Source organism: Mycobacterium sp. NTMscope_MAC_269 (genome assembly GCF_976985695.1).
The window spans coordinates 2,406,469-2,427,358 of record NZ_OZ335668.1; the positions used below are offsets into that span (position 1 = coordinate 2,406,469).

Sequence of the window (20,890 nt, forward strand, 5' to 3'; positions counted from 1 at the left end):
GCGAACGCGATGGCCGCGGCCACCAAAATCCAAAGTCGCCTCAATTGTCGAAATACCTTGACTTGTCCAGCAATCGGCGGTCGCGCTCTTCCTGGCGGTCCTGGTGGTAGGCCTCGACCTGCTCGGCGACCCATTCTTCGAGCAACCGGTCCTGCAGCGCGAACATCTCCTTTTCCTCATCCGGCTCGCCGTGGTCGTAACCGATCAGGTGCAGCACACCGTGGATGGTCAACAGCGCCAGCTCGTGCCCCAGGCTGTGCCCCGCCGCGGCGGCCTGGCCGGCGGCGAATTCCGGGCACAGCACGATGTCGCCCAGCATCGAGGGGCCAGGCTCGGGGGCGTCCGGGCGCCCGCCCGGCTCGAGCTCGTCCATCGGGAAGCTCATCACGTCGGTGGGGCCGGGCAGGTCCATCCAGCGCATGTGCAGGTCGGCCATCGCCGCGGTGTCCAACAGCACCATCGACAGCTCGGCCGCCGGATTGACGTCCATCTTGGCGATGACATGCCGCGCGACGCTGATCAACTCGGCCTCGGAGACGTCGATGCCCGACTCGTTGGATACCTCAATGCTCATGGGACCCGCTCACCGCACCCTCATCGGCGACCGCGCGAGCCCGACGCCCGCCGCGCCGCCCGGTTCATCGTCAGGTCGGGTTCTTCGAACTTGGCATAGGCGTCGACGATTTCCGAGACCAGCCGGTGGCGCACGACGTCCACGCTGGTCAGCTCCGCCACGTGGATGTCCTCGACGCTGTCGAGGATCTCGATTGCCGAGCGCAGGCCCGACCTTGCCCCGCCGGGAAGGTCGACCTGGGTGATGTCGCCGGTGACGACGATCTTGGATCCGAAGCCCAAGCGGGTGAGGAACATCTTCATCTGCTCGGCGGTGGTGTTCTGCGCCTCGTCCAACACGATGAAGGCAGAGTTAAGCGTTCTACCCCGCATATACGCCAGCGGCGCCACCTCGATCACCCCCGCCGACATCAGCTTGGGGATCAGCTCGGCGTCCATCATGTCGTAGAGCGCGTCGTACAGCGGCCGCAGGTACGGGTCGATCTTTTCGCTGAGCGTGCCGGGCAGAAAGCCAAGGCGCTCACCGGCTTCCACGGCCGGGCGGGTCAGGATGATGCGGCTGACCTGTTTGGTCTGCAAGGCGTTGACGGCCTTGGCCATCGCCAGGTACGTCTTGCCGGTGCCGGCCGGGCCGACCCCGAAGACGACGGTGTTGGCGTCGATGGCGTCGACGTAGCGCTTCTGGTTGAGCGTCTTGGGCCGGATCGTCTTCCCCCGCCGCGACAGGATGTCCAGCGTCAGCACTTCGGCCGGTGACTCGTTGTCGGTGCCGGCCAGCATGGCGACGCTGTGCCGGACCACTTCCGGGGTCAACGGCTGCCCACCGGCGACGATCGCGATCAGTTCGGAGATCACCCGTTCGGCGAGCGCGACGTCGGCGGGCTCACCGGAGATGGTGACGGTGTTGCCGCGCACGTGCAGATCGGCGTCCAGGGTGCGTTCCAGCGAGCGCAGGTTCTCGTCTGCCGAACCCAGCAGGCCCATGACGGAATCGGGCGGAACATTGATGCTGCTGCGAACTTGAGCGTCGGCCGACAGGGGTCCGGCTGCGTCAGCAGCGCTGGTCTCGCGGGGCGTCACGTGGTTTTCGATGCCTGCCTTGTGTGAAGTACTCGCCGATTCCGGCGTTTTCTAGCGTTTTTATCCTACCGCCGGGACGACGCTGGCCCCAATGTGCGGCGCGCGTCGAGTCTTTACAGGCTCGACGGATGGTCCCATCGCGGCGTCAGCACCCCGAGCGCACCGAGCGCCACGGCCGCGGCGGTCGACGTCCGCAGCACCTGCGGTCCCAGCCGCACCGCCACGGCGCCCGCGTCGGACAACGCCGCCATCTCGTCGTCGGCGATGCCGCCCTCGGGGCCGACGACCAGGAACACCGACGTCGCTCCCGCGAGGTCGACGTCGGCGAGCCGATCGGTGGCCGACTCGTGCAGGGCCAGCACCGTCGCGCCGCCGGCCACCTCGTCGCGGATCCGCGACGTCAGCGCCGCGGTGGACAGCAGCCCGTCGACCGGCGGGATGTGCGCCCGGCGGGATTGCCGGGCGGCCGCGCGGGCGACCGCGCGCCAGCGGCGCAGACCTTTGTCGGCCCGGGCGCCGTGCCAGTTGGCCACGCAACGGGCGGCCTGCCAGGCCAGGAACCCGTCGGCGCCGGCTTCGGTGGCCAGCTCGATGGCCAGCTCCGAACGCTCCGATTTCGGCAGGGCCTGCACCACCGTCACCGCCGGAGATCCGGGTGCCGCGCTCCAGCGCTTTAGCACCCGCGCCCGCAGCCCGTCACGCCCGGCGTGTTCCACCTCGCAGTGCGCCAAGCCTCCGGCGCCGTCGCCGAGTACCAGCCGCTCCCCGGGACGGATCCGCCGCACGGTGGCGGCGTGAAAGCCCTCGTCGCCGGCCAGGACGGCCAGCGCGCCGGTCTCGGGCAGATCGTCGGTGTAGAACAGCGTCGCGACCATCGGCGCGCCTTGACTAGCGGCCGGTGAACGTCTCGCGCAGCCGGCTGAACAGTCCGCCGCCGGCGTGGGTCGAGCGCACCTCGGGGACCTCGCGGCTGCGGCGGGCCTTCAGTTCGCGCAGCAACTCGCTGTCGCGGCTGTCCAGGCGGGCGGGAACCACCACCTCGACGTGGACATGCAGGTCGCCGCGGGTGCCAGACCGCAGGTGCGGCATCCCGTGGCCGCGCAGCGTGATGATCGAAGCCGGTTGCGTGCCGGGCGGGATGGTGATTTCGCTGACGCCGTCCAGGATGGCGTCGACGGTGAGCGTGGCGCCCAGCGCCGCGTCGACCATCGGCACCGAAACGGTGCAGTGCAGGTCGTCACCTTCGCGGACGAAGACGTCGTGGCTTTGTTCGTGCACCTCGACGTACAGGTCGCCGGCCGGCCCGCCGCCAGGTCCCACCTCGCCCTGGGCGGCCAACCGCACGCGCATCCCGTCGCCGACACCCGCGGGGATCTTGACGCTGATCTCGCGGCGGGCGCGCACCCGCCCGTCCCCCATGCACTGGTGGCATGGGTCGGGGATGACGACACCGACGCCGCGGCAGGTCGGGCACGGCCGCGACGTCATCACCTGCCCCAGCAGGGAGCGCTGCACGGTCTGGACCTCGCCGCGACCGCCGCACGTGTCGCACGGCACCGGCGCCGAGTCGCCGTTGGTGCCCTTGCCCTGGCAGCGGTCGCACAACACCGCGGTGTCGACGGTGACCTGCTTGGTGACGCCGGTCGCGCACTCCTCCAGATCGAGTCGCATCCGCAGCAGCGAATCCGAGCCCGGCCGGACCCGCCCGATGGGACCGCGCGAGGTCGCGCCGCCGCTGAAGCCGCCGCCGAAAAAGGCCTCGAACACGTCGCCCAGGCCGCCGAACCCGCCGCCGAACCCGCCGCCGGCCGCGGCCGCGTTCTCCATCGGATCGCCGCCCAGATCGACGATCCGTCGTTTCTCGGGGTCGCTCAGCACCTCGTAGGCGACGCTGATCTCCTTGAACTTCGCCTGCGCGGCCTCGTCGGGGTTGACGTCGGGGTGCAGTTCGCGCGCCAACTTGCGGTACGCGCGCTTAATCTCCGCGTCACCGGCGTTTCTGCTCACGCCGAGCAGCCCGTAATAATCGCGTGCCACGCCTGACTCTCCTATACCTGGTCTTCTCCGCGCCTACCCACCCAGCGGGTGCGCGTTCATCGAGCACCCAGGACTTCGCCGATATAAAGGGCAACCGCAGCAACGCTGGCGATAGTTCCCGGATAGTCCATCCGGGTGGGCCCCAGCACACCCATTCCCCCGTAAACGGTGTCGGAGGTGCCGTAGGCGGTGGTCACCATGGAAGTGCCCAGTATCTGCTCGGCGGCCGTCTCATGGCCGATGCGAACCGTCACCTTACCGGCTTCCTGCTGGGCCGCCAGCAACCGCAGCACCACCACCTGCTCCTCGAGCGCCTCCAGGATGGAGCGCAGCGAGCCACCGAAGTCGGCGGCGTTGCGGGTCAGGTTGGCGGTACCGCCCATCAGCAAGCGTTCCTCGGTGTGCTCGACGAGAGATTCCAGCAACACCGTCGCCGATCGGCCCACGGCGTCACCCAGGCCGTCCGGGCTGCTCAGCTGGCCGGCGAGGTCGGCCACCGCGACCGAGGCGGCCGGGAGTTTCTTGCCCACCAGCGCCTGGCCGAGCATCTCCCGCAGCTGCGAAAGTTCGTGGTCGTCGATGACGTTGCCGAGTTCGACGACGCGCTGGTCCACCCGGCCGGAGTCGGTGATGACGACCATCAGCAGCCGCGCGGGTGTCAGGGCGATCACTTCGAGGTGGCGCACGGTCGACGACGACAGCGTCGGGTACTGCACGACGGCCACCTGCCGGGTCAGTTGCGAGAGCAGCCGCACCGCGCGGCGCAGGACGTCGTCGAGGTCGACGCCGGACTCCAGGAAGCCTTGGATCGCGCGCCGTTCGGCCGAGGACAGCGGCTTGACGTCGTCGAGCCGGTCGACGAATTCGCGGTAGCCCTTCTCGGTGGGCACCCGCCCGGAACTGGTGTGCGGCTGGGTGATGTAGCCCTCGGCCTCGAGCACCGCCATGTCGTTGCGGACGGTCGCCGACGAGACACCCAGGTTGTGGCGTTCCACCAACGTTTTGGAACCGATCGGCTCTTTGGTCGCGACGAAATCGGCGACGATGGCCCGCAGCACCTCGAACCGACGGTCATCGGCAGTTCCCACTGGTCGTCACCTCCTTCGATACCGCGTTAACCCGGTTCATTTTACGGTCTCGGGCGCCGCCGACTTCGACGGCGGAGCGCGAGCAGACACAAAAACCCCTCTCCGACGGCGTGTCGGGGTGTGTTTGCGTCTGCTCGCCGAGGCGGCCGGTGTCCGACTAGCCTTTCCAGCATGAACCGGTCGGGCCACAGCAATGCGTACGGAGAGATCGGCCGATGATTTTCAAGGGTGTGCGCGACGGCAAACCGTATCCCGAGCACAACCTGTCCTATCGGGACTGGTCCCAGATACCGCCGCAACAGATCCGGCTCGACGAATTGGTCACCACCACAACGGTGCTCGCGCTGGACCGCCTGCTCTCGGAGGACTCCACCTTCTACGGCGACCTGTTCCCGCACGCGGTGCGGTGGAAGGGCATCACCTATCTCGAGGACGGCCTGCACCGCGCGGTGCGCGCCGCGCTGCGGAACCGCACCGTGCTGCACGCCCGGGTGTTCGACATGGATATGCCGCTGGGCCAGCCGGGGTGAGTTAGTGGTCACGTTCGGGCGCTCCCGCGTGTCGACCTAGTGAGGACGTTGGTTCACGACCACAACTTGCCAGGAGGATCGCCATGCCACGGCTACAGGGAGTCTCCGACCGCGATGCCGGCCTGGGCGCCAAGATCGCCTTCTTCTTCACCAGGCGCAAGCTCGCGCAGATGACCGGGCTTCACACCGCCGGAATGCTGGAACCGCTGCGGATGTATGCCCACATCCCAAGGCTGCTCAACGCCTACGGCAAGTTGGAGCAGGCCGAGTCGAAGCTGGACGTTCTCAGCCCGCGCCACCGCGCACTGGCGGAGCTGAAGTCGGCAACGACGGTGCGCTGCGAATACTGCATCGACCTGGGCTCCCAGATCGCCCGGCAATGGGGCATCACCGACGAAGAGCTGCTCGGGATGGCCAATTACCGTGACGCGCCATGCTTTTCCGACGTCGACAAACTGATCCTCGACTACGCGACCGCGATCAGCCGCACTCCGGTCGAGGTGAGCGATCAGCTTTTCGATGCGCTGCGCGCGCACTTCGACACCGCCCAACTCGTCGGCCTGACCCACGTCATCACGTTGGGCAACCTTCGCGCCCGCTTCAACATCGCACTCGGCATCGGGTCGTCGGGCTTTTCCGGTGACCGCGTGTGCGCGCTGCCCGAGACCGATCGGCCGTGACACAGCCGGATCCGACACTGACGGCGCGCTTCGAGGCGGCCCGGCCGCGGTTGGGCGCCATCGCCTATCGCATGCTGGGCTCGATCGACGACGCCCAGGACGCCGTGCAGGAGGCCTGGCTGCGGTTGAGCGGCAGCTCCGGGAAAGCGATCGCCAACCCCGATGCGTGGCTGACCACCGTGGTCGCCCGCATCTGCCTGAACATGTTGCGCGAGCGCCGAACCCGCGGCGGCGAGGAGTTGACCGCCCACCTGCCCGACCCGATCGTGCAAGCCGACGACGAGTTCGATCCCGAACACCGCGCGATGCTGGCCGACGCGGTGGGGCTGGCGCTGTTCGTGGTGCTCGACACGCTGCGGCCCGCGGAGCGCTTGGCGTTCGTGCTGCACGACGCCTTCAGCGTGCCGTTCGATCAGATCGCCACCATCGTCGACCGGACGCCGGAGTCGGCGCGCAAGCTGGCCAGCCGGGCGCGCCGACGGATCGAGCGGGCGGACCCGGTTCCCGACGGCGACCTCGCCGCCCAACGCGAGGTGGTCGACGCCTTCTTCGCGGCGGGCCGCAGCGGTGACTTCGAGCGCCTGGTGGCGGTGCTGCATCCCGAGGTGGTGCTGCGGGGCGACTTCGGGCCGGCCGCGCCGGCGTTCCGGGCCGACGGTGCGGCCTCGGTGGCCAGGCTGGCCCGCGGCTACGCGGGCCCCGACCGCGAGGTGCGCGCGGCGACCGTCAACGGCGCCGCCGGCGCCGTCATCGTCGTCGCCGGACGCGCGGCGTCGGTCATGGGATTCGTGGTGCGCGGCGGCCGGATCCGGGCCATCGATGTGCTCGCGGATCCGGCACGCCTCGCGAAATTAGGGCTGCGCGCGCTCGGCGCCGATCACTGACCGGCGGCCTGCAGCAATTCCATCGCCGAGGCCCGCGACAGCACCCAGCCGCCCTGGTTGACGAAGGTGACGTTCTGGGTGACCGGCGAGGTCAGCTTCGGGCCGGAAACCGACACGTCGGCCGTCGCCGAACCGGCGGCGGTCGGTTGGATGTTCGTCACGTCGAACGACAGCGGCAGGTCACCGTTTTTCGCGGCCTTCTGCAGCTTCTTGTCGGCGACGTGGGCTTCGATGCCGCTGATACCACCCTGCACCAGGTTGCTCTTGTTGCTGAAGGACACGCTCGGGTCGGCCAGGCTGGTGAGCAGGCCGGTCAGCTGATCGGGTGTCGGGACGTTGGCTCCCACGACCGGCTGCACCGGCGGCGGATTCTGCGGAAGCGGCGCGCCGACCGTGGCGAGTTGCACCCCGACCTGGGGGCTCGGGCTCGGCTCCGACATCGAGGTCAGGCCGGCGGCCGCGCCGCCGACGATCGCCAAGGCTGCCACGCCGGTGGCAAGCGTTTTAACGGTTTTCATGGTTCCCCCTTCGGTGGGCACGAATATGGACGCTCGGGTGGTGTCAGCGTGCCCGTTGCGTCTCTTATTTCGTGTCTCGGCACCGATACGTTACGACCACCCGTTGTGCACACAACATGAGTAACCTGTGCGCCGGCTGTGCGGGCATGGCCGGGGTCGCCGCAGATGCCACACCCCATGCGCCTCCGCAGGGCGACGCATGGGGTGCGTTGGAACATCTGGCGTGTCCGCCCGATTGGCACCGGGGTTACGCGCGGTGATCAGTTGGTGGCGGTCGCGGCCTGAATCAGCGCGATCGCCGCGTCGTGCTGCAGCACCCAGTTGCCGCCCTGGTTGACGAACGCGAGGTGCTTGGTGACCGGGCCGGCGAACTTCGGGCCGGTGATGGCAACATCGGCCTGGGCCATATTCGGACCCGCCGGCGCGATGTTGGTCACGTTGAACTGCTCGGGAAAGTTCCCGTTGCGGTAGGCCTTTCGCAGGTCGTGGTCGGCCACCATGCCCTCGTTTTGACTGACGCCGTTTTCAACGAAGTTGTTCTTCTCCCGGTAGTTGACGCCGGGGTCGGTGACTTGGTTGCAGAGGTTGGCCAATTGATCCGCCGTCGGCAACTGCTCCGGCGCTCCGGGCGGCGGGGGCGGAGGCGGCGGGTCTTGCGGCAGTGGCGCTCCGAACGTCGCCAGCTGCACGTCGTGCAGGCCGGCCGGCGCTGCGATAGAAGCCACACCGGCGGCCGCGCCGCCAATGGCGGTCAGCGCCGCCGCGCCCGTGGCAATGGACTTCACGGTTTTCACAGGTCCCCCTTCGATGCGTATGGACCGTGGCGGGATTCCGCGGTTGCGCCGCACACGGTCACACGTCTTCATGATTGAAGATGGTGTAAGTGTGCCTGGTGACACCGGCATTTGTGTCTCGGGTTGGTCACGTTACGACGACGCTACGGCAGCGACGCGTGAAACACCTTGAATAGTCTGTGCCGCAAGGGTGTAGCGGCTCGAATTGGTCCTGCGCCGGCGGCTACTCCCCCGCGAGCGCCTCAATCAGGCTCTTGGGGCGGATATCTGACCAGTTCTGTTCGACGTACTGCAGGCAGTCCGCGCGGCTGGCCTCCCCGAAGACCACCCGCCAGCCGGACGGCGTGTCAGCGAAGGTCGGCCACAGGCTGTGCTGGTTCTCGTCATTGGCCAGCACCACGAAGGTCGCGGTGTCGTCGTCAAAGGGGTTGGCGCTCATCATGTCTCCTTCTCAGGGGATACTTGGACGGGCTGACAGTGGAACCCAACACCCGATCGGATAGCAGCCCAAGGCAACTCAGGTTGGGGAATCCCGGCCCCTGGGTGAGTCCTGACAGGTTCGGCAGGAACAATTTGGGGGCGACGTCCGTGACCGCCAGGTCATAACCTATCGCCTCCTGCAGCCGCTCCGAAGTCAGGGGCCCACCCAGCCCGAGTTCGAGCAGATCAAGCGCGTCCTGGCTGAACAACGGTGCGAACCACAGCGAGTCGGCGCCGGAGCCGTCGATGACGAGGTCGAACCCGTGGACCGTCTCGAAGTTTTCGGTGCCGCGGTTGGTGGACAACGTCAGGCGAATCTGCCCCTGCCTACCGACCGCGTGGGCGACGCGGCCCCGCAGGTGATGAATGCGGTCGTCGGCCAGCAACGCCTCCTGCACGTTCGACGAAAACACTCCCCGGTCCGTGCGGGCCAAGGCATCACGACGTTCGGCCAGGGTCAGGGCCGGCCAGTTGGTGGGATCGGAGAACAGCGAGTTCTCGAAATACCCTTCGCCGCGCGTGAACAGCGTCGCCTGCGGGGAGATCACGGTGATGCTCGAGACCCGGTGCCGGAACAGCTCGTTGAGCATCGCCGCGGCCGTCTCACCGCCGCCGACCACCGCGACCCGCTCCGCGCTGATCCGGTCGTGATTGGCGGCGCGGTCCCAGAACTGGGCGATCGAGAGCACGCGCGGATTGCCGGGGAGCAAGGACTTTTCGGCCTGGCCGGGGCCGGTGATCATCAACGCGTCGGCGTGCACGGTGGTTTCGTGGGTGTGGATCGCCCAGCGGTCTCCGGTGACGGCCAGTCGTTCGACCTCGCCGTGCACCACATTCATGCCGACGTGGTCGGCGACCCAACTCAGGTACTGGCTCCACCGGCGATGCGCCGGCGCCGGCCTGCCGCGGTCGATCCACTCGGCGAACGATGCCGTGGCGATCAAGTAGGACTGCCAGCTGTAGCGGGTCATCCGCTCGTCGAGCTCGGCATTGCGGCGCGGCACCAGCGCCGAGCGGTAGGGAAAGCCGACGTCCTTTTCCGGGCTGGTGCCAAGCCGGTGGGCACCGTCCGTCCAGCCGCCGCTGGCCTGCCAGTTCGCCGCGACGCCGATGCGTTCCACTGCGACGACGTCGGGAACCTCGACGCCCATGTCGCGCAGTACCGACGCCTTGGCGGCGACGGCCACCGCCTTGGCGCCGGCGCCCACGATCGCGAGTGTGCTCATTTCACCATCTCCCGCAACGAATCGATCCAAAGTCCTTGCAGCGCAGTCATGTCTGCATCACTGAGAATGTCGGGCAGCACGCGCCACTGCGCCGCCAATACCCGCTCCCCGCCATACGTCAGCACCATCGCCGCGATGGTGAGCTCGTGGCGCACCGCCAGCTCGGGTTCCGGCACCGGCGACACCCCGGCGAGCAGCTCGCGTTCGAGCTTCAGCCCGGTGCCGCCGTCGGTGTGGGCGGCGCCAAGGTAATTCAGCAACAGCTGCGGCGGCGCGAAACCGGCGAGCCGCTCGGCGGTGTCATCGCGCAGATAGCGCAGCAACCCGAAGTCGAGTCCATCGCCGGGGATCGCGGCCAGTTTCTCCGCCACCTTGTGTGGGTCGTCCGAGTCGCACCGCACCGGGTAGATGGAGCTGAGCAGGCCTACCGTGTCGCCGGTGTCGATGGTGTGCGCACCGGGCCCGTCGACCAAACTGTCCGCGCGGCCGTGGGTTTCGAGCGCCAGCAGCGGGGGCGGAGTCGCCTGGCCGCGTAGCCGGCGCCAGCGCGTCACCGTCGCCGCGGTGGCGGCGACCAGCAGCGTGGGCAACGGCCGACCCGAATTCAGCAGCCGCCGTGTGAGGTCGGCGTCGGTCGCGACGTTGCGGACGATCAGATCGCGGGCCCGATCGCGGCCCGGGTCGAGCCGCCGCGCGCCCAGGGCGGGATCGTCACCGTCCAACTCCGACGCCCAGTACTGCACGGTGTCCAACTCGTGCGCTCGCGCGGTCAGCGACTCGGCCCAGCGCCGATAGCTGGTGTGTTCTCGGACGGGTGCCGGTGAGTGACCGGTCGACGCGGCCGTCAGGGCGGCACCGAGTTCACCGAGGATCACCCGCCACGACGCCGGGTCGAGCGCCACGACGTGCGCGGCCAGCAACAGCACGCTCTCGCCGGCCGGGGGCCGCAGCCACACCGCGGCCAGCAGCGTTCCGCGTTCGGGGTCCAACCGGTCGACGGCCTTGGCGACATAGGCCGGTACCGCCGCGCTCAGATCGTTGTCCACCTCGACTTCTTCGAGTTCGCCCAGGACGTCCGCGGTCGGTACCGGAACCAGCGTCATGGTGGAGCGCTCCACCCGGGTGCGCAGCACCTCGTGGCCGTCGATGATGCTTGCCAACGCGGCGTCGAGCTGTTCGCGGCGCAGCGTCTCGGGCAGCCGGATGGCCTCGGTCTGGGCGAGCCGGCGCGGGTCGCCGTGTTCGTAGAGCCATCGACCGTTGGGCAGCAACGGCATCGGCCCGGTTGCCTCGTCCACCTGCTGGGCGGCGGCCGCGGTTTCCGAGTCGATCGCTTCGGCCAGTTCGCGGACGTTGGTGCAGTCGAGGACGAGTCTGGCGCGCAGCGCCATTCCACGCGCCCGGGCCGCCTGCACCACCGACAACGCCATGATGCTGTCCAGTCCCAGCTGCAAGAAGTCCGCGGTGACGTCGACGCTCGGTTGCCCGAGCAGTTCGGCGAGCAGGTCGGCCAGCGCGGTTTCCGTGGCGGTCTGAGGCGTTGCCACGCCGCCGACGGACTCGGCGACATCGACGGCGGCCAACGCGGATTCGTCCAGCTTTCCGTTGGGAGTCAACCGGATTTCGTCGACGAGGACGATGCGCTGGGGCACCATGTAACGCGGTAGCCGGGTGCTGAGCATGGCACGCAGGTCGGTGATCGTCGGCGCGGCGTCGGTGGCCGCCACGTACGCGGTCAGGCGCGGAGCCCCACGGTGCTCACGCACCAGCACCCCGGCGTGCCGGACGGCGGGATGCGATTCGAGGGCGGCCGCGATTTCCCCGGGCTCGACGCGGTGGCCGCGGATCTTCACCTGGGCATCGGCGCGACCGATGTATTGCAGTGTGCCGTCGGGCAACCGGCGCACCAGGTCGCCCGTGCGATACATCCGCTGCGCTGGCGCGAACGGGTCGGCGACGAAGCGCGCCGCGGTCTCTGCGGCGCGGCCGATATAGCCGCGGGCCAGCTGGTCGCCGCCCAGGTACAGTTCGCCCGTCGCGCCGCACGGCACCGGGCGCAGCCCGGAATCCAGCACATACCCGCCGGTGTGCCGGGTCGGCCGGCCGATGCAGGGCTCGTCGTGCTCGGCGATCGCGGCGACCACTGCCTCGACCGTGGTCTCGGTCGGTCCGTAGCAGTTGAACGCCGTCATCGATGTGGTGTTGCACGCCTTGCGGATTCGGTTCCACGCCGCGCTGCCGAGCGCCTCTCCCCCGAGCGCCAACACCGTCAGCGGCACGTCGGTGAGCAGGCCGAAAGCCTGCAGCTGGGCGAACATCGAGGGGGTGGTGTCGATCATGTCGATGCCGTGCTCGGCGATCAGCGCGACCAGCGCCTCGGCATCGGTCTGGGTGTGCTCGTCGACCACGTGCACGCCATGGCCGTCGAGCAGGGCGACCAACGGCTGCCAGGCGGCGTCGAACGCGAACGACCACGCGTGGGCGATCTGCAGCGGCCGGCCCAGTTTTGCGGCCGCGGGACGCAGCACGCGGTCCAGATGGTCGTCGGCGTATGCCCCCACCGCGGCGTGGGTTCCGATGACGCCCTTGGGTTCTCCCGTGGTGCCCGAGGTGAACACGACGTACGCGGCCTGCTCGGGCGGGACGTCGACCGGTTCGAAGTCGTCGCGCGGCCGGCCGTCCCCGAGGAGCTGCGCGGTCGTCTCTTCGTCCAAGACGATCGACGCCCCGGATTGGCGCAGGATCGAGGTCACCCGTTCCGGGGGCATGCCGGGCACCAGAGGCACGCACATGCCGCCGGCCTTGAGCACCGCGAGCATCGCGACGACGTATTGCGGTCCGCGGAAAAGGCTTATGCCGACCGGTGTTTCGGACGTGACGCCTCTCTCGGCGAGCTCGGCGGCCAGTCGGGTGGCCCGGTCATCGAGCTCGCGATAGCTCAGCGCGCCACCCGCCCAGCTGATCGCCGGGCGCTCCGGCGTGCGGGCCACGACGTCGGCGAACCGCGCGTGGATGCACCGCGGTGACGTCGAGGAGGGCGCGCCGGCGGCGCGCAGCGGGGCCGCCTCGTCCTCGAAGAGCACGCTGACGTCACGCAGCGGACGCTCCCAGTCCTGCAGCAGCCGCTCGGCGGTGGACAGCACCCGTTGCCCGAACGTGGCCGCGGAACTGGCGCCCAGCGCCCCGTCGATCACCTCGATCAGCACCACCAGTTCGCCCGCGTCCATGTGGGCGGCGATGGCGATCGGGAAATGTGACAGGGTTTGCAGGGCCGACGGCCGGAATGTCGCACCGCCGGAGGTCAATTCGCCACCGGAGGACAGTCCGTTCATCGGGAAGTTCTCGTAGACCAGCAGGGTGTCGAACATCTCCCCGACCCCGCCGAGGGCGCGCAATTGCGCGTGCCCGAGGTAGCTGTGCTCACGCAGCAGCGCGGCATCGCGCTGCACGGCGCGGCATTGCTCGCCGACGTTGGCGGCCGGGGCCAGCCGCACCCGCAGCGGCACGGTGTTGATGAACAGACCCACCATGGTCTCGACGCCGGTCAGTTCGGGCGGCCTGCCGGACACCGTGACCCCGAACACCACGTCGTCGGTGTCGGTGAGTCGGGACAGCACCAGAGCCCAGGCCATCTGCATCAGGGTGTTGACGGTGATGCCGCGCGAACGCGTCTCGTCGACCAACCGCGCGGTGGCCTGGGCCGCCAACCGCAGCTCGGTGGTGCGCGGCAGCGCCGTCTGCCGCCCCTCCGTCGTGTCCATCGAGCCCAGGGCGGCGGCCAGCAGCGTGGGGCCGGACAGGCCGGCGAGGTGCCGGCGCCAGACCTGCTGGCTGGCCTCCGGGTCTCGACCGGCCAGCCAGCCGATGTAGTCGCGGTAGGGTCGCGGCGCGACGGGCAGCGCCGACAGGTCGCCGCCGGCCTGGTACAGGATCATCATCTCGTTGATGAAGACCGGCATCGACCAGCCGTCGATCACGATGTGATGGGCGGTGAGCACCAAACGCCATTGCGCGCCGGGCAATTCGATCAGCAGGAAGCGGATCGCCGGCCCGTGCTGCAGGTCGAAGGGCCGGCGGCGCTCGGCGGTTTCCAGCACCGGCACGTCCTCGGGTGCGGCGCTGACGGATCGCCACGGCAACTCGACGCGCGACGGCACGATCTGCACCGGCCGCGGGATGCCCCGGCTGAAGAAGCTGGCCCGCAGGTTCGGGTGGCGCACCAACATCTTCTCTGCGCACTCGCGCAGCAGCGCGACGTCGAGTGCACCGGAGATGTCGGCCGCCATGCCGATCACGTACGGGTCGTCCGCGGCTTCGCCGTCGGCGAACTCGGCGAGCGTGGTCAGCGAGTACAAGCCCTCCTGCAGCGGGCTCAGCGCCATCACGTCCTCGATGTCGGGCGTGACGTCGGTTTCGGTAGCCGTCATGTCGTGCCTTCGCGCGACGACGACCAAAGTTGGGTCACGGCAGCCAGATCCGTAGACGAGAGACCGGAGGTGCTCATCGGCTCGAAACGGACGTCGGTCGGCTGGTCGTCCCCATGGGCGTCCGCCTCCCCGTCGCCCCGGGCGTCCAGAGCGGCGGCCAGCTGTTGCACCGTCGGATTCTCGAAGATCATCCGCGGGCTGACGGCCAGGCCCACCGCCCGTGCACGCGAGGCCAGCTGGACCGACAGGATGCTGTCGCCGCCGAGGGCGAAGAAGTCGTCGAACCGCCCCACTTCGGGGGTCGACAGCAGTTCGGCGAACACCTTGGCCAACGCCCGTTCGGTGTCCGTGCGGGCCGGTTCGGTCAGGCCACCGGTGCTGACCGACGGGCTCGGCAACCCGGGCCGGTTCAACTTGCCGGATTCGGTCTTGGGCAATGCGTCGAGGACGGTCAGCGACGACGGCATCATGTAGCCCGGCAGGGTCGCTGCGATCGCGGCGCGCACCTCGGCCGCGAAGGCGGCCTTCTCGACATCATCGACGATCGGCCGTTGCGGCACAACATATCCGGCCAGCGACGTGCCGCCGTGCACCTCCCAGGTGCGGGCGGCTGCGGCGGCCACGCCGCCGGCCGCCGCCAGGGCGGCCTCGACCTCGGCCAACTCGACCCGGAAGCCGCGGACCTGCACCTGGTGGTCGGAGCGTCCGACGAATTCCAGTCGACCGTCCTCGGTCCACCGGGCCAGGTCACCGCTGCGGTACAACCGCGAACCGGGCTGCTCGCCATACGGGTTGGCGACGAACCGTGTCGCGGTGAGACCGGGGCGTTTCCAGTACCCGCGCGCCAGCTGGTCGCCGGCGTAGTACAGCTCGCCCACCACGCCGACCGGCACGGGACGCAGCCCGTCGTCGAGGAGGTAGGCCTGCGCGCCCGGGACCGGCTTTCCGACAAGCGGATTCGGCAAGCCCAACATCCCGCGGGACACCGCGCCGGAGGTCTCGGTGGAACCGATGTTGTTGAGCAACTCGGTGGCGCCATCGTCGGCGCACACCGACACCAGCCGTTGCAGCAGCGACGCGCTGACCGGCTCGCCACCGCACACCAGCCGCGACAGCGCGCGCACGGCGTCGGGACGGCTGTCCACCAACGCCGAGACGAGGCTGGGCACGGCGGTCACCTGGGCGACCGAATACCGGTTCATCAACTCCCCGAGGGCCTCTGGGTCGCGATGCTCGGCGTCGTCGGCCAAGATCATGGTCGCGCCGGCGGCCAGGCCGGCCAGCATCTCCATACCGCCTTCGAGGAAGGTGATCGACGCCTGCGCCAACCGCACGTCCTCGGTCCTCGGCGGATAGTGCCGCAGTTGCCAATCCAGGCGGGCCGCCATCGAACGATGGGTGCCCACCGCGCCTTTCGGCGTGCCGGTCGATCCGGAGGTGAAGACCAGGTACATCGGGTCGTCGGGGTGGGGCCGCCGCAAATCGTTCGACCGGGGGTCGACGTCGTCGCTGTCCACCAGGGTCCGCACGCGGGGGTCGTCCAGCGATATCAGCTCGACTCCCGGAACGTGCGGCATGGTCGCCACCGCTTCGGTCGTGGCGACCACCACCGGCGGCCGGACGTCGTCGAGCATGAATTGCTTGCGCGCGGACGGGTAACCGGGGTCGATGGGGAAGTAACCGGCACCGGCCTTCATGATGGCCACCAACGCCACCACCAGGTCGATGCTGCGGCGCGTCGACAACCCGACCAGCGCGCCCGGGCCCGCCCCGTTTTCGGCGAGCAGCGCCGCCAGGTTGTCCGAACGGCGGTGCAGCGCAGCGTAATCGATGTGCTCGCCGCCGCAGCGGACCGCGATCCGCTCCGCTCCCCATGTCCGACTGGGTTCCAGCAGCTCGGGTATGGTGCGCGGCCGGTCGTGGGGCGCCGGCGCGCCGCGGCTCCAGTCCCGCAGGATGCGGTGCTGTTCGTCGGCATCGATCAGCGCAACGTCGCGCAGGTTCTGGTCGAGGTCCTCGGCGAACGCGGTGACCGCCCGGGCGAGCCAGTGCGCCAGCCGCTCGATGGTGGTTCTGGCGTACAGCTCGGTGCGGAAGATGACATTGCAGTTGTAGCCGATGTCGTCGCTGCCGTCGGTGCCGAAGAAGTTGACGCTGAGGTCGGCGTGGGCCATGTCGAAGATGGGATCCAGCGATGTGCACACGGTGTCGCGTCCGTCGCCGCCCGCGGGCGCGGTCTCGATGACGCGCGTGGCGGACAGGTGATCCCGGACGTGCACGACGACCTGGAACAGCGGGTTGCGCGACAGCGAACGCACCGGGCTGACGCTGTCGACCACCCGGTCGAAGGGCAGGTCTTGGTGGGCGTAGGCGGCCAGCGCCGTCTCCCGGGCCCGTTTCAGCAGTTCCCGCAACGTCGGGTTGCCGTCCATGTCGTTGCGCAACACCAGGATGTTGACGAAAAAGCCGATCAGTTGGTCCAATTCGGCTTCGGTGCGGCCGGCGACCGGGGTGCCCAGTGGAATGTCCACGCCGCCACCGGCTTTGTGCAGCACCACGGCCACCGCCGTTTGCAGCAGCATGAATTCGGTGATGCCCAGCTCACGGCACAACTCGCCGAGCTTGGCGCGGGTGGCCGAGTCGATGTGGAAGTCTACGGATTCACCCTCACCGCTGGGCACCGGCTGGCGCGGGAAATCCGGGCGCAGGCCGGTGTCCTCCGGCAGCCCGGCCAGCTTGCGGGTCCAGTACTCGCGCTGCTCGCCGGCGATCGCGGACTCCTCGCCGCTGTCGTCACCCAAAAACGTGCGCTGCCATGCCGCGTAGTCGGCGTACTGCACGCGCAGCGGCGCCCAGGACGGCGCTTCCCCGCCGCGCCGGGCCCGGTAGGCCGTCATCACGTCGGAAAACAGCACGCCCGCCGACCAGTGGTCCGAGGCGATGTGGTGCACGACCACCGACAGCACGTGCTCGGCCGCGTTTTCGGTGCGCAGCACCGCGACCCGGATCGGCAATTCCGCGTCCAGCTCGAAGCAGTGGCGCCGCTCGACGTCCAGCTGCTCCTGCAGCCACGCCTCGCCCGCGCCCTCCGCGCGGCGCACCGGAACCTCGACGCCGGCCGGGCCCACGACCTGATAGGGCACGCCGTCCAACTCGACGTAGCTGGTGCGCAGGATTTCGTGGCGGGCCAGCACATCGCCGACGGCGGCGATCAGCGCATCGATGTCCCACGGGCCGGTCAGCTTGGCCGCAAAGGGAATGTTGTTGACCGGGCTGGGTCCGTCCAGGCGATAGGCGAACCAGCTGCGCAGCTGCGACGCCGACAGGGGCATCGGCTCGTCGTGTGCGGTCGCGATCAGCCTGGGGCGCGACTGCATCAGTTGGCCCGAACTCAGCTGGTCGACGCGCTCGGCCAACAGGCCCACGGTGGCGAGCTCGAACACGTCGCGGATGCCGAGTTCCACTCCGCACTCCGCGCGGATCGCGGTGACCAGCTTGGTGGCAACCAGCGAGTGGCCGCCCAGATCGAAGAACGAGTCGTCGACACCCACCCGCTCGTGACCCAGCAGCCCCGAAAACAGTTGGGCGACCCGAATTTCGGTGGGGGTCGTCGGGTCGCGGTACTCGGTGCCGGCCGCCAGTTGCGGCTGCGGCAGGGCGGCGCGGTCGATCTTTTGATGGGCGGTGATCGGGATCTCGTCGAGCACCACATAGGCGGCGGGGGTCATGTAGTCCGGCAGCGCGGCGGCCACCCGGGCGCGGATACGTTCGACGTCAACCGATTCCGTGTCGGCGCCCTCGGCGGGAGTCACGTACCCCACCAGACTCTTGCCCAGCTGGGGCAGGTCCATGGCCAGCACGACGGCTTGTCCGACACTGGGGTCGACCGAGATCGCGGCGGCGATCTCGCCCAGCTCGATGCGGAAGCCGCGGATCTTCACCTGCTCGTCGGCGCGGCCGACGAACTCGATGTCGCCATTGGCGTTGCGCCGGGCCAAATCGCCGGAGCGGTACATCCGCCCGCCGGAGGTGAACGGATCGGCGACAAAGCGCTCGGCCGTAAGCTGTGGCCTGCGATGGTATCCGTGCGCGACATGTGTTCCGGCGATGTAGATCTCGCCGATCACCCCGGCCGGAACGGGCTGCAGGGCGTTGTCGAGCAGGTACACCTGGGTGTTGATCTTGGGCCGGCCGATCGGCACCACCCGCGTGCCCTGGGCGCCTTCCACCGGGTAACTGGTGCAGTTCACGACCGTCTCGGTCGGTCCGTAGAAGTTGTGCAGCGACGCGTCGAAGGTGGCGTGGAACTTGTCGGCGATCTCGCCGGGCAGGGCCTCCCCGCCGATGGGCACGCGTCGCAACGTGCGCCACTGGCTGACGCCGGGCAACGACAGGAACAGACCGAGCAGCGACGGCACGAAGTGCATCGACGTAATGCCTTCGCGGGCCAAAAGATCGGTGACGTAGCCGATGTCGCGCAGCCCGTCGGGCCGCGGAATCACCAGCCGGGCGCCCATGATCAGCGTGCCGAAGATTTCACCCATCGACACGTCGAAGCTGGGCGACGCGACCTGCAGCAGCCGGTCGGTTTCGTCGATCCGGTACTCGTCGCCGAACCAGACGAAGTACTCGGCGATGGGCGCGTGGGGCACCGGTACGCCCTTGGGCAGTCCGGTCGAACCCGAGGTGTAGATCAGGTAGGCGGTGTTCTGCGGGTTCAGCGGCCGCAGCAACGCGGTGGGCGTCGTGGTCGGATAATCCGCCGCTTCGGAAATCGGTTCGCGCAGCACGAGTTTGGCGTCCGCATCCCCGAGTATGAAGCTCAGCCGGTCCTCCGGGTAGGTGGGATCCACGGGAAGGTAGACGCCTCCCGCTTTGAGGACGCCCAGCGCGGTGATGACCAGTTCGGGTGACTTGTCCAGCAGGACCGCCACGCGATCCTCGGTGCCGATTTCTCGCTCGATGAGCCAGTGCGCCACCCGGTTCGACTCTTCGTCGATTTCGCGGTAGGTGTAGGCGCGCCCTTCGTAGACGACGGCGACGGCATCGGGTGTGCGCGCCGCCCGCCGGGTGACCAGCTCGGACAGGGTGCTGGCCGGGGTGACGAATTCTTCACCGGTTGACACGGTCCGCAGCCACTCGGCGTCTTCGCCGTTCATCAGCGCGCACGCCGACAGCGTCGCGTCGGGGTCGGACAGCACGCTGTCCAGCAGGGCTGCGTAGTGGCGCAGAAGTTGCTGGACCAACTGCTGATCCAGCACCTCGACGAGGTACTCGGCCTCGATCACGCCGCCGCTCAGGCCATCCGGGGTGCGGTTCAGTTCGACCATCAGACTCAGCGGCAGCTGGTTGAAATGACCGCGCAACTCGGCGCGCTCGCAGCGCACGCCCGGCGGGCAAAAGCCGGCGCCGTCGGGGTCGCGCTGCCCGAAGCTGACGCGGGTCATCCGGTCGGCGCCGTGCCGGCGGTCGGGATTTGACTCACGCACCAGCCAGTCCAGGTCGGCGCGCGAATGGGCGAAGGCGCCCACCGCGCCGTCACGGGTCTGGGCGAGCAGTTCGCGGAACGTCTGGTGTGGCCGCGGGCGCAGCCGAACCACCACGGTGTTGCCGTAGTACCCGATGACATCTTCGGTTCCCATGCCGCGGTTCAGCACCGGGGCCGCGAACAGGAAGTCGGTCGACTGGGTGTAGCGGTGCACCAGGGCACCGAACGCGGCCATCAACACCATGTAGGGCGTGGCGCCCGTTTCGCGGGCAAGCGCGGCCGCCCGATCGACGACGTCCGCCGACAACGGCGCGGTCGCACGTTGCGCGCGCCAGGTACTGGGCACCACCGACCCGTTGGGCCCCGGAAGTTCCAGCGGCTCCGGGAGATCGGCCATCAGCGGCCGCCAGTAGTCCAGATCCGCCTGGCGGATCGCGGTCGGGTCGTTGGACAGATCCGGCAGCGCCGGCGCGGCGCCGAAGCCGTCCGGGTCGATGTATGCACGCGTCAGATCGGTGAAAAACGGCGCCCACGAGCCGTCGTCCCAGGCGATGTGATGGGCGGTGATCAGCAGAATCAGGTCATCGGCGGCCACGTGCGCCACGGTGACCCGCAGGGGTGAATCCTTGCCCAGGTCGAATGGCCGGCGAAAGTCGCGCTGCGCCAGCACATCCAGCCGCAAGCGGCGGGCTTGTTCGGCCAACCCCGACAGGTCGTGTTCGGTCCATTCGGGGTGCAGGTCGTCGCGGACGACGGGGCGCGGGTCGCCCTCGCTGTCGGTGTCATATGTCGTATGGAGTACGGGGTGTCGCGCGGCGACGGCATCGACGGCCCGATGTAGCCGCGTGGCGTCGACGGCTCCGGTGAGGCGATAGGAGACGCAGATGTTGAGCAGTGCGCTGTCGGGATCGACCGACTGGACGAACCACATCCGGTGCTGGCCGGCGGACATGCGGGGCTCGTCGTAGGTGGCCACGGATGCCGCGCCCGTCGACCTGGCCAGGCCGCGTTCAGCGAGCTTGCGGCGCAGTAGTTCCAGGCGCTCATCGTCGAGATGGGTGCCGGCGCCGGTGGTGTCTGTCACG

The 20,890-nt window shown here is 69.0% G+C and carries 14 protein-coding genes; 3 read left to right on the forward strand and 11 right to left on the reverse strand.

The window, feature by feature from the left end; all coding sequences use genetic code 11:
* Positions 1-40 precede the first annotated feature (40 nt).
* The 5 genes from ybeY to hrcA form a co-directional block, all read right to left on the reverse strand.
* A complete protein-coding gene (gene ybeY, locus ACZ50Z_RS11280; protein WP_464483622.1) occupies positions 41-574 on the reverse strand; it encodes an rRNA maturation RNase YbeY in 534 nt (177 codons plus the stop codon).
* Between the two features lie 20 nt (positions 575-594).
* Positions 595-1,653 (reverse strand): PhoH family protein, encoded by a 1,059-nt coding sequence (locus ACZ50Z_RS11285; protein WP_464483623.1) that lies wholly within the window; start codon positions 1,651-1,653, stop codon positions 595-597.
* A 113-nt stretch (positions 1,654-1,766) separates the two neighbouring features.
* Entirely contained in the window at positions 1,767-2,528 is a 762-nt protein-coding gene (locus ACZ50Z_RS11290; RefSeq protein WP_464483624.1) for a 16S rRNA (uracil(1498)-N(3))-methyltransferase, read from the reverse strand.
* Between the two features lie 13 nt (positions 2,529-2,541).
* Positions 2,542-3,690: a molecular chaperone DnaJ gene (dnaJ, locus tag ACZ50Z_RS11295; protein WP_464483625.1), complete on the reverse strand. Its 1,149-nt coding sequence runs from the start codon at positions 3,688-3,690 to the stop codon at positions 2,542-2,544.
* Between the two features lie 56 nt (positions 3,691-3,746).
* Entirely contained in the window at positions 3,747-4,778 is a 1,032-nt protein-coding gene (hrcA, locus tag ACZ50Z_RS11300; RefSeq protein WP_464483626.1) for a heat-inducible transcriptional repressor HrcA, read from the reverse strand.
* A 215-nt stretch (positions 4,779-4,993) separates the two neighbouring features.
* On the opposite strand from hrcA, the gene ACZ50Z_RS11305 reads away from it, so the two are divergent.
* From ACZ50Z_RS11305 to ACZ50Z_RS11315, 3 genes are all read left to right on the forward strand, one after another.
* Positions 4,994-5,308, forward strand: a complete 315-nt coding sequence (locus ACZ50Z_RS11305; RefSeq protein WP_064933122.1) for a type II toxin-antitoxin system VapB family antitoxin — start codon at positions 4,994-4,996, stop codon at positions 5,306-5,308.
* Between the two features lie 83 nt (positions 5,309-5,391).
* On the forward strand, positions 5,392-5,988 hold the full coding sequence (locus ACZ50Z_RS11310) for a carboxymuconolactone decarboxylase family protein (RefSeq protein ID WP_464483627.1): 597 nt from the start codon (positions 5,392-5,394) through the stop codon (positions 5,986-5,988).
* Complete coding sequence (locus tag ACZ50Z_RS11315; RefSeq protein ID WP_464483628.1) at positions 5,985-6,872, forward strand: sigma-70 family RNA polymerase sigma factor; 888 nt, start codon at positions 5,985-5,987, stop codon at positions 6,870-6,872. The genes ACZ50Z_RS11310 and ACZ50Z_RS11315 overlap by 4 nt, the downstream gene beginning before the upstream one ends.
* Here ACZ50Z_RS11315 and ACZ50Z_RS11320 read toward each other — a convergent pair.
* The 6 genes from ACZ50Z_RS11320 to ACZ50Z_RS11345 all read right to left on the reverse strand — a co-directional run bounded on the left by ACZ50Z_RS11320 (position 6,866) and on the right by ACZ50Z_RS11345 (position 20,889).
* Complete coding sequence (locus ACZ50Z_RS11320) at positions 6,866-7,390, reverse strand: MTB12 family secreted protein (RefSeq protein ID WP_464483629.1); 525 nt, start codon at positions 7,388-7,390, stop codon at positions 6,866-6,868. The genes ACZ50Z_RS11315 and ACZ50Z_RS11320 overlap by 7 nt on opposite strands.
* Before the next feature lie 260 nt (positions 7,391-7,650).
* Positions 7,651-8,184 (reverse strand): MTB12 family secreted protein, encoded by a 534-nt coding sequence (locus ACZ50Z_RS11325; protein WP_464483630.1) that lies wholly within the window; start codon positions 8,182-8,184, stop codon positions 7,651-7,653.
* 223 nt (positions 8,185-8,407) lie between these two features.
* A complete protein-coding gene (locus ACZ50Z_RS11330) occupies positions 8,408-8,623 on the reverse strand; it encodes an MbtH family protein (RefSeq protein ID WP_464483631.1) in 216 nt (71 codons plus the stop codon).
* Positions 8,604-9,890, reverse strand: coding sequence for an NADPH-dependent L-lysine N(6)-monooxygenase MbtG (gene mbtG / locus ACZ50Z_RS11335; RefSeq protein WP_464483632.1), 1,287 nt, complete (start codon positions 9,888-9,890; stop codon positions 8,604-8,606). The genes ACZ50Z_RS11330 and mbtG overlap by 20 nt, the downstream gene beginning before the upstream one ends.
* Positions 9,887-14,317 (reverse strand): amino acid adenylation domain-containing protein, encoded by a 4,431-nt coding sequence (locus ACZ50Z_RS11340; protein WP_464483633.1) that lies wholly within the window; start codon positions 14,315-14,317, stop codon positions 9,887-9,889. Before ACZ50Z_RS11340 ends, mbtG begins: the two co-directional genes overlap by 4 nt.
* Entirely contained in the window at positions 14,314-20,889 is a 6,576-nt protein-coding gene (locus ACZ50Z_RS11345; protein ID WP_464483634.1) for an amino acid adenylation domain-containing protein, read from the reverse strand. The genes ACZ50Z_RS11340 and ACZ50Z_RS11345 overlap by 4 nt, the downstream gene beginning before the upstream one ends.
* Position 20,890: the final 1 nt, after the last annotated feature.

Coding starts and splice junctions, on each gene's coding strand:
- ybeY (WP_464483622.1), bottom strand. CDS start 574: ATGAGCATTGAGGTATCCAACGAGTCGGGCATCGACGTCTCCGAGGCC.
- ACZ50Z_RS11290 (WP_464483624.1), bottom strand. CDS start 2,528: ATGGTCGCGACGCTGTTCTACACCGACGATCTGCCCGAGACCGGCGCG.
- ACZ50Z_RS11305 (WP_064933122.1), top strand. CDS start 4,994: ATGATTTTCAAGGGTGTGCGCGACGGCAAACCGTATCCCGAGCACAAC.
- ACZ50Z_RS11310 (WP_464483627.1), top strand. CDS start 5,392: ATGCCACGGCTACAGGGAGTCTCCGACCGCGATGCCGGCCTGGGCGCC.
- ACZ50Z_RS11320 (WP_464483629.1), bottom strand. CDS start 7,390: ATGAAAACCGTTAAAACGCTTGCCACCGGCGTGGCAGCCTTGGCGATC.
- ACZ50Z_RS11330 (WP_464483631.1), bottom strand. CDS start 8,623: ATGAGCGCCAACCCCTTTGACGACGACACCGCGACCTTCGTGGTGCTG.
- mbtG (WP_464483632.1), bottom strand. CDS start 9,890: ATGAGCACACTCGCGATCGTGGGCGCCGGCGCCAAGGCGGTGGCCGTC.
- ACZ50Z_RS11340 (WP_464483633.1), bottom strand. CDS start 14,317: ATGACGGCTACCGAAACCGACGTCACGCCCGACATCGAGGACGTGATG.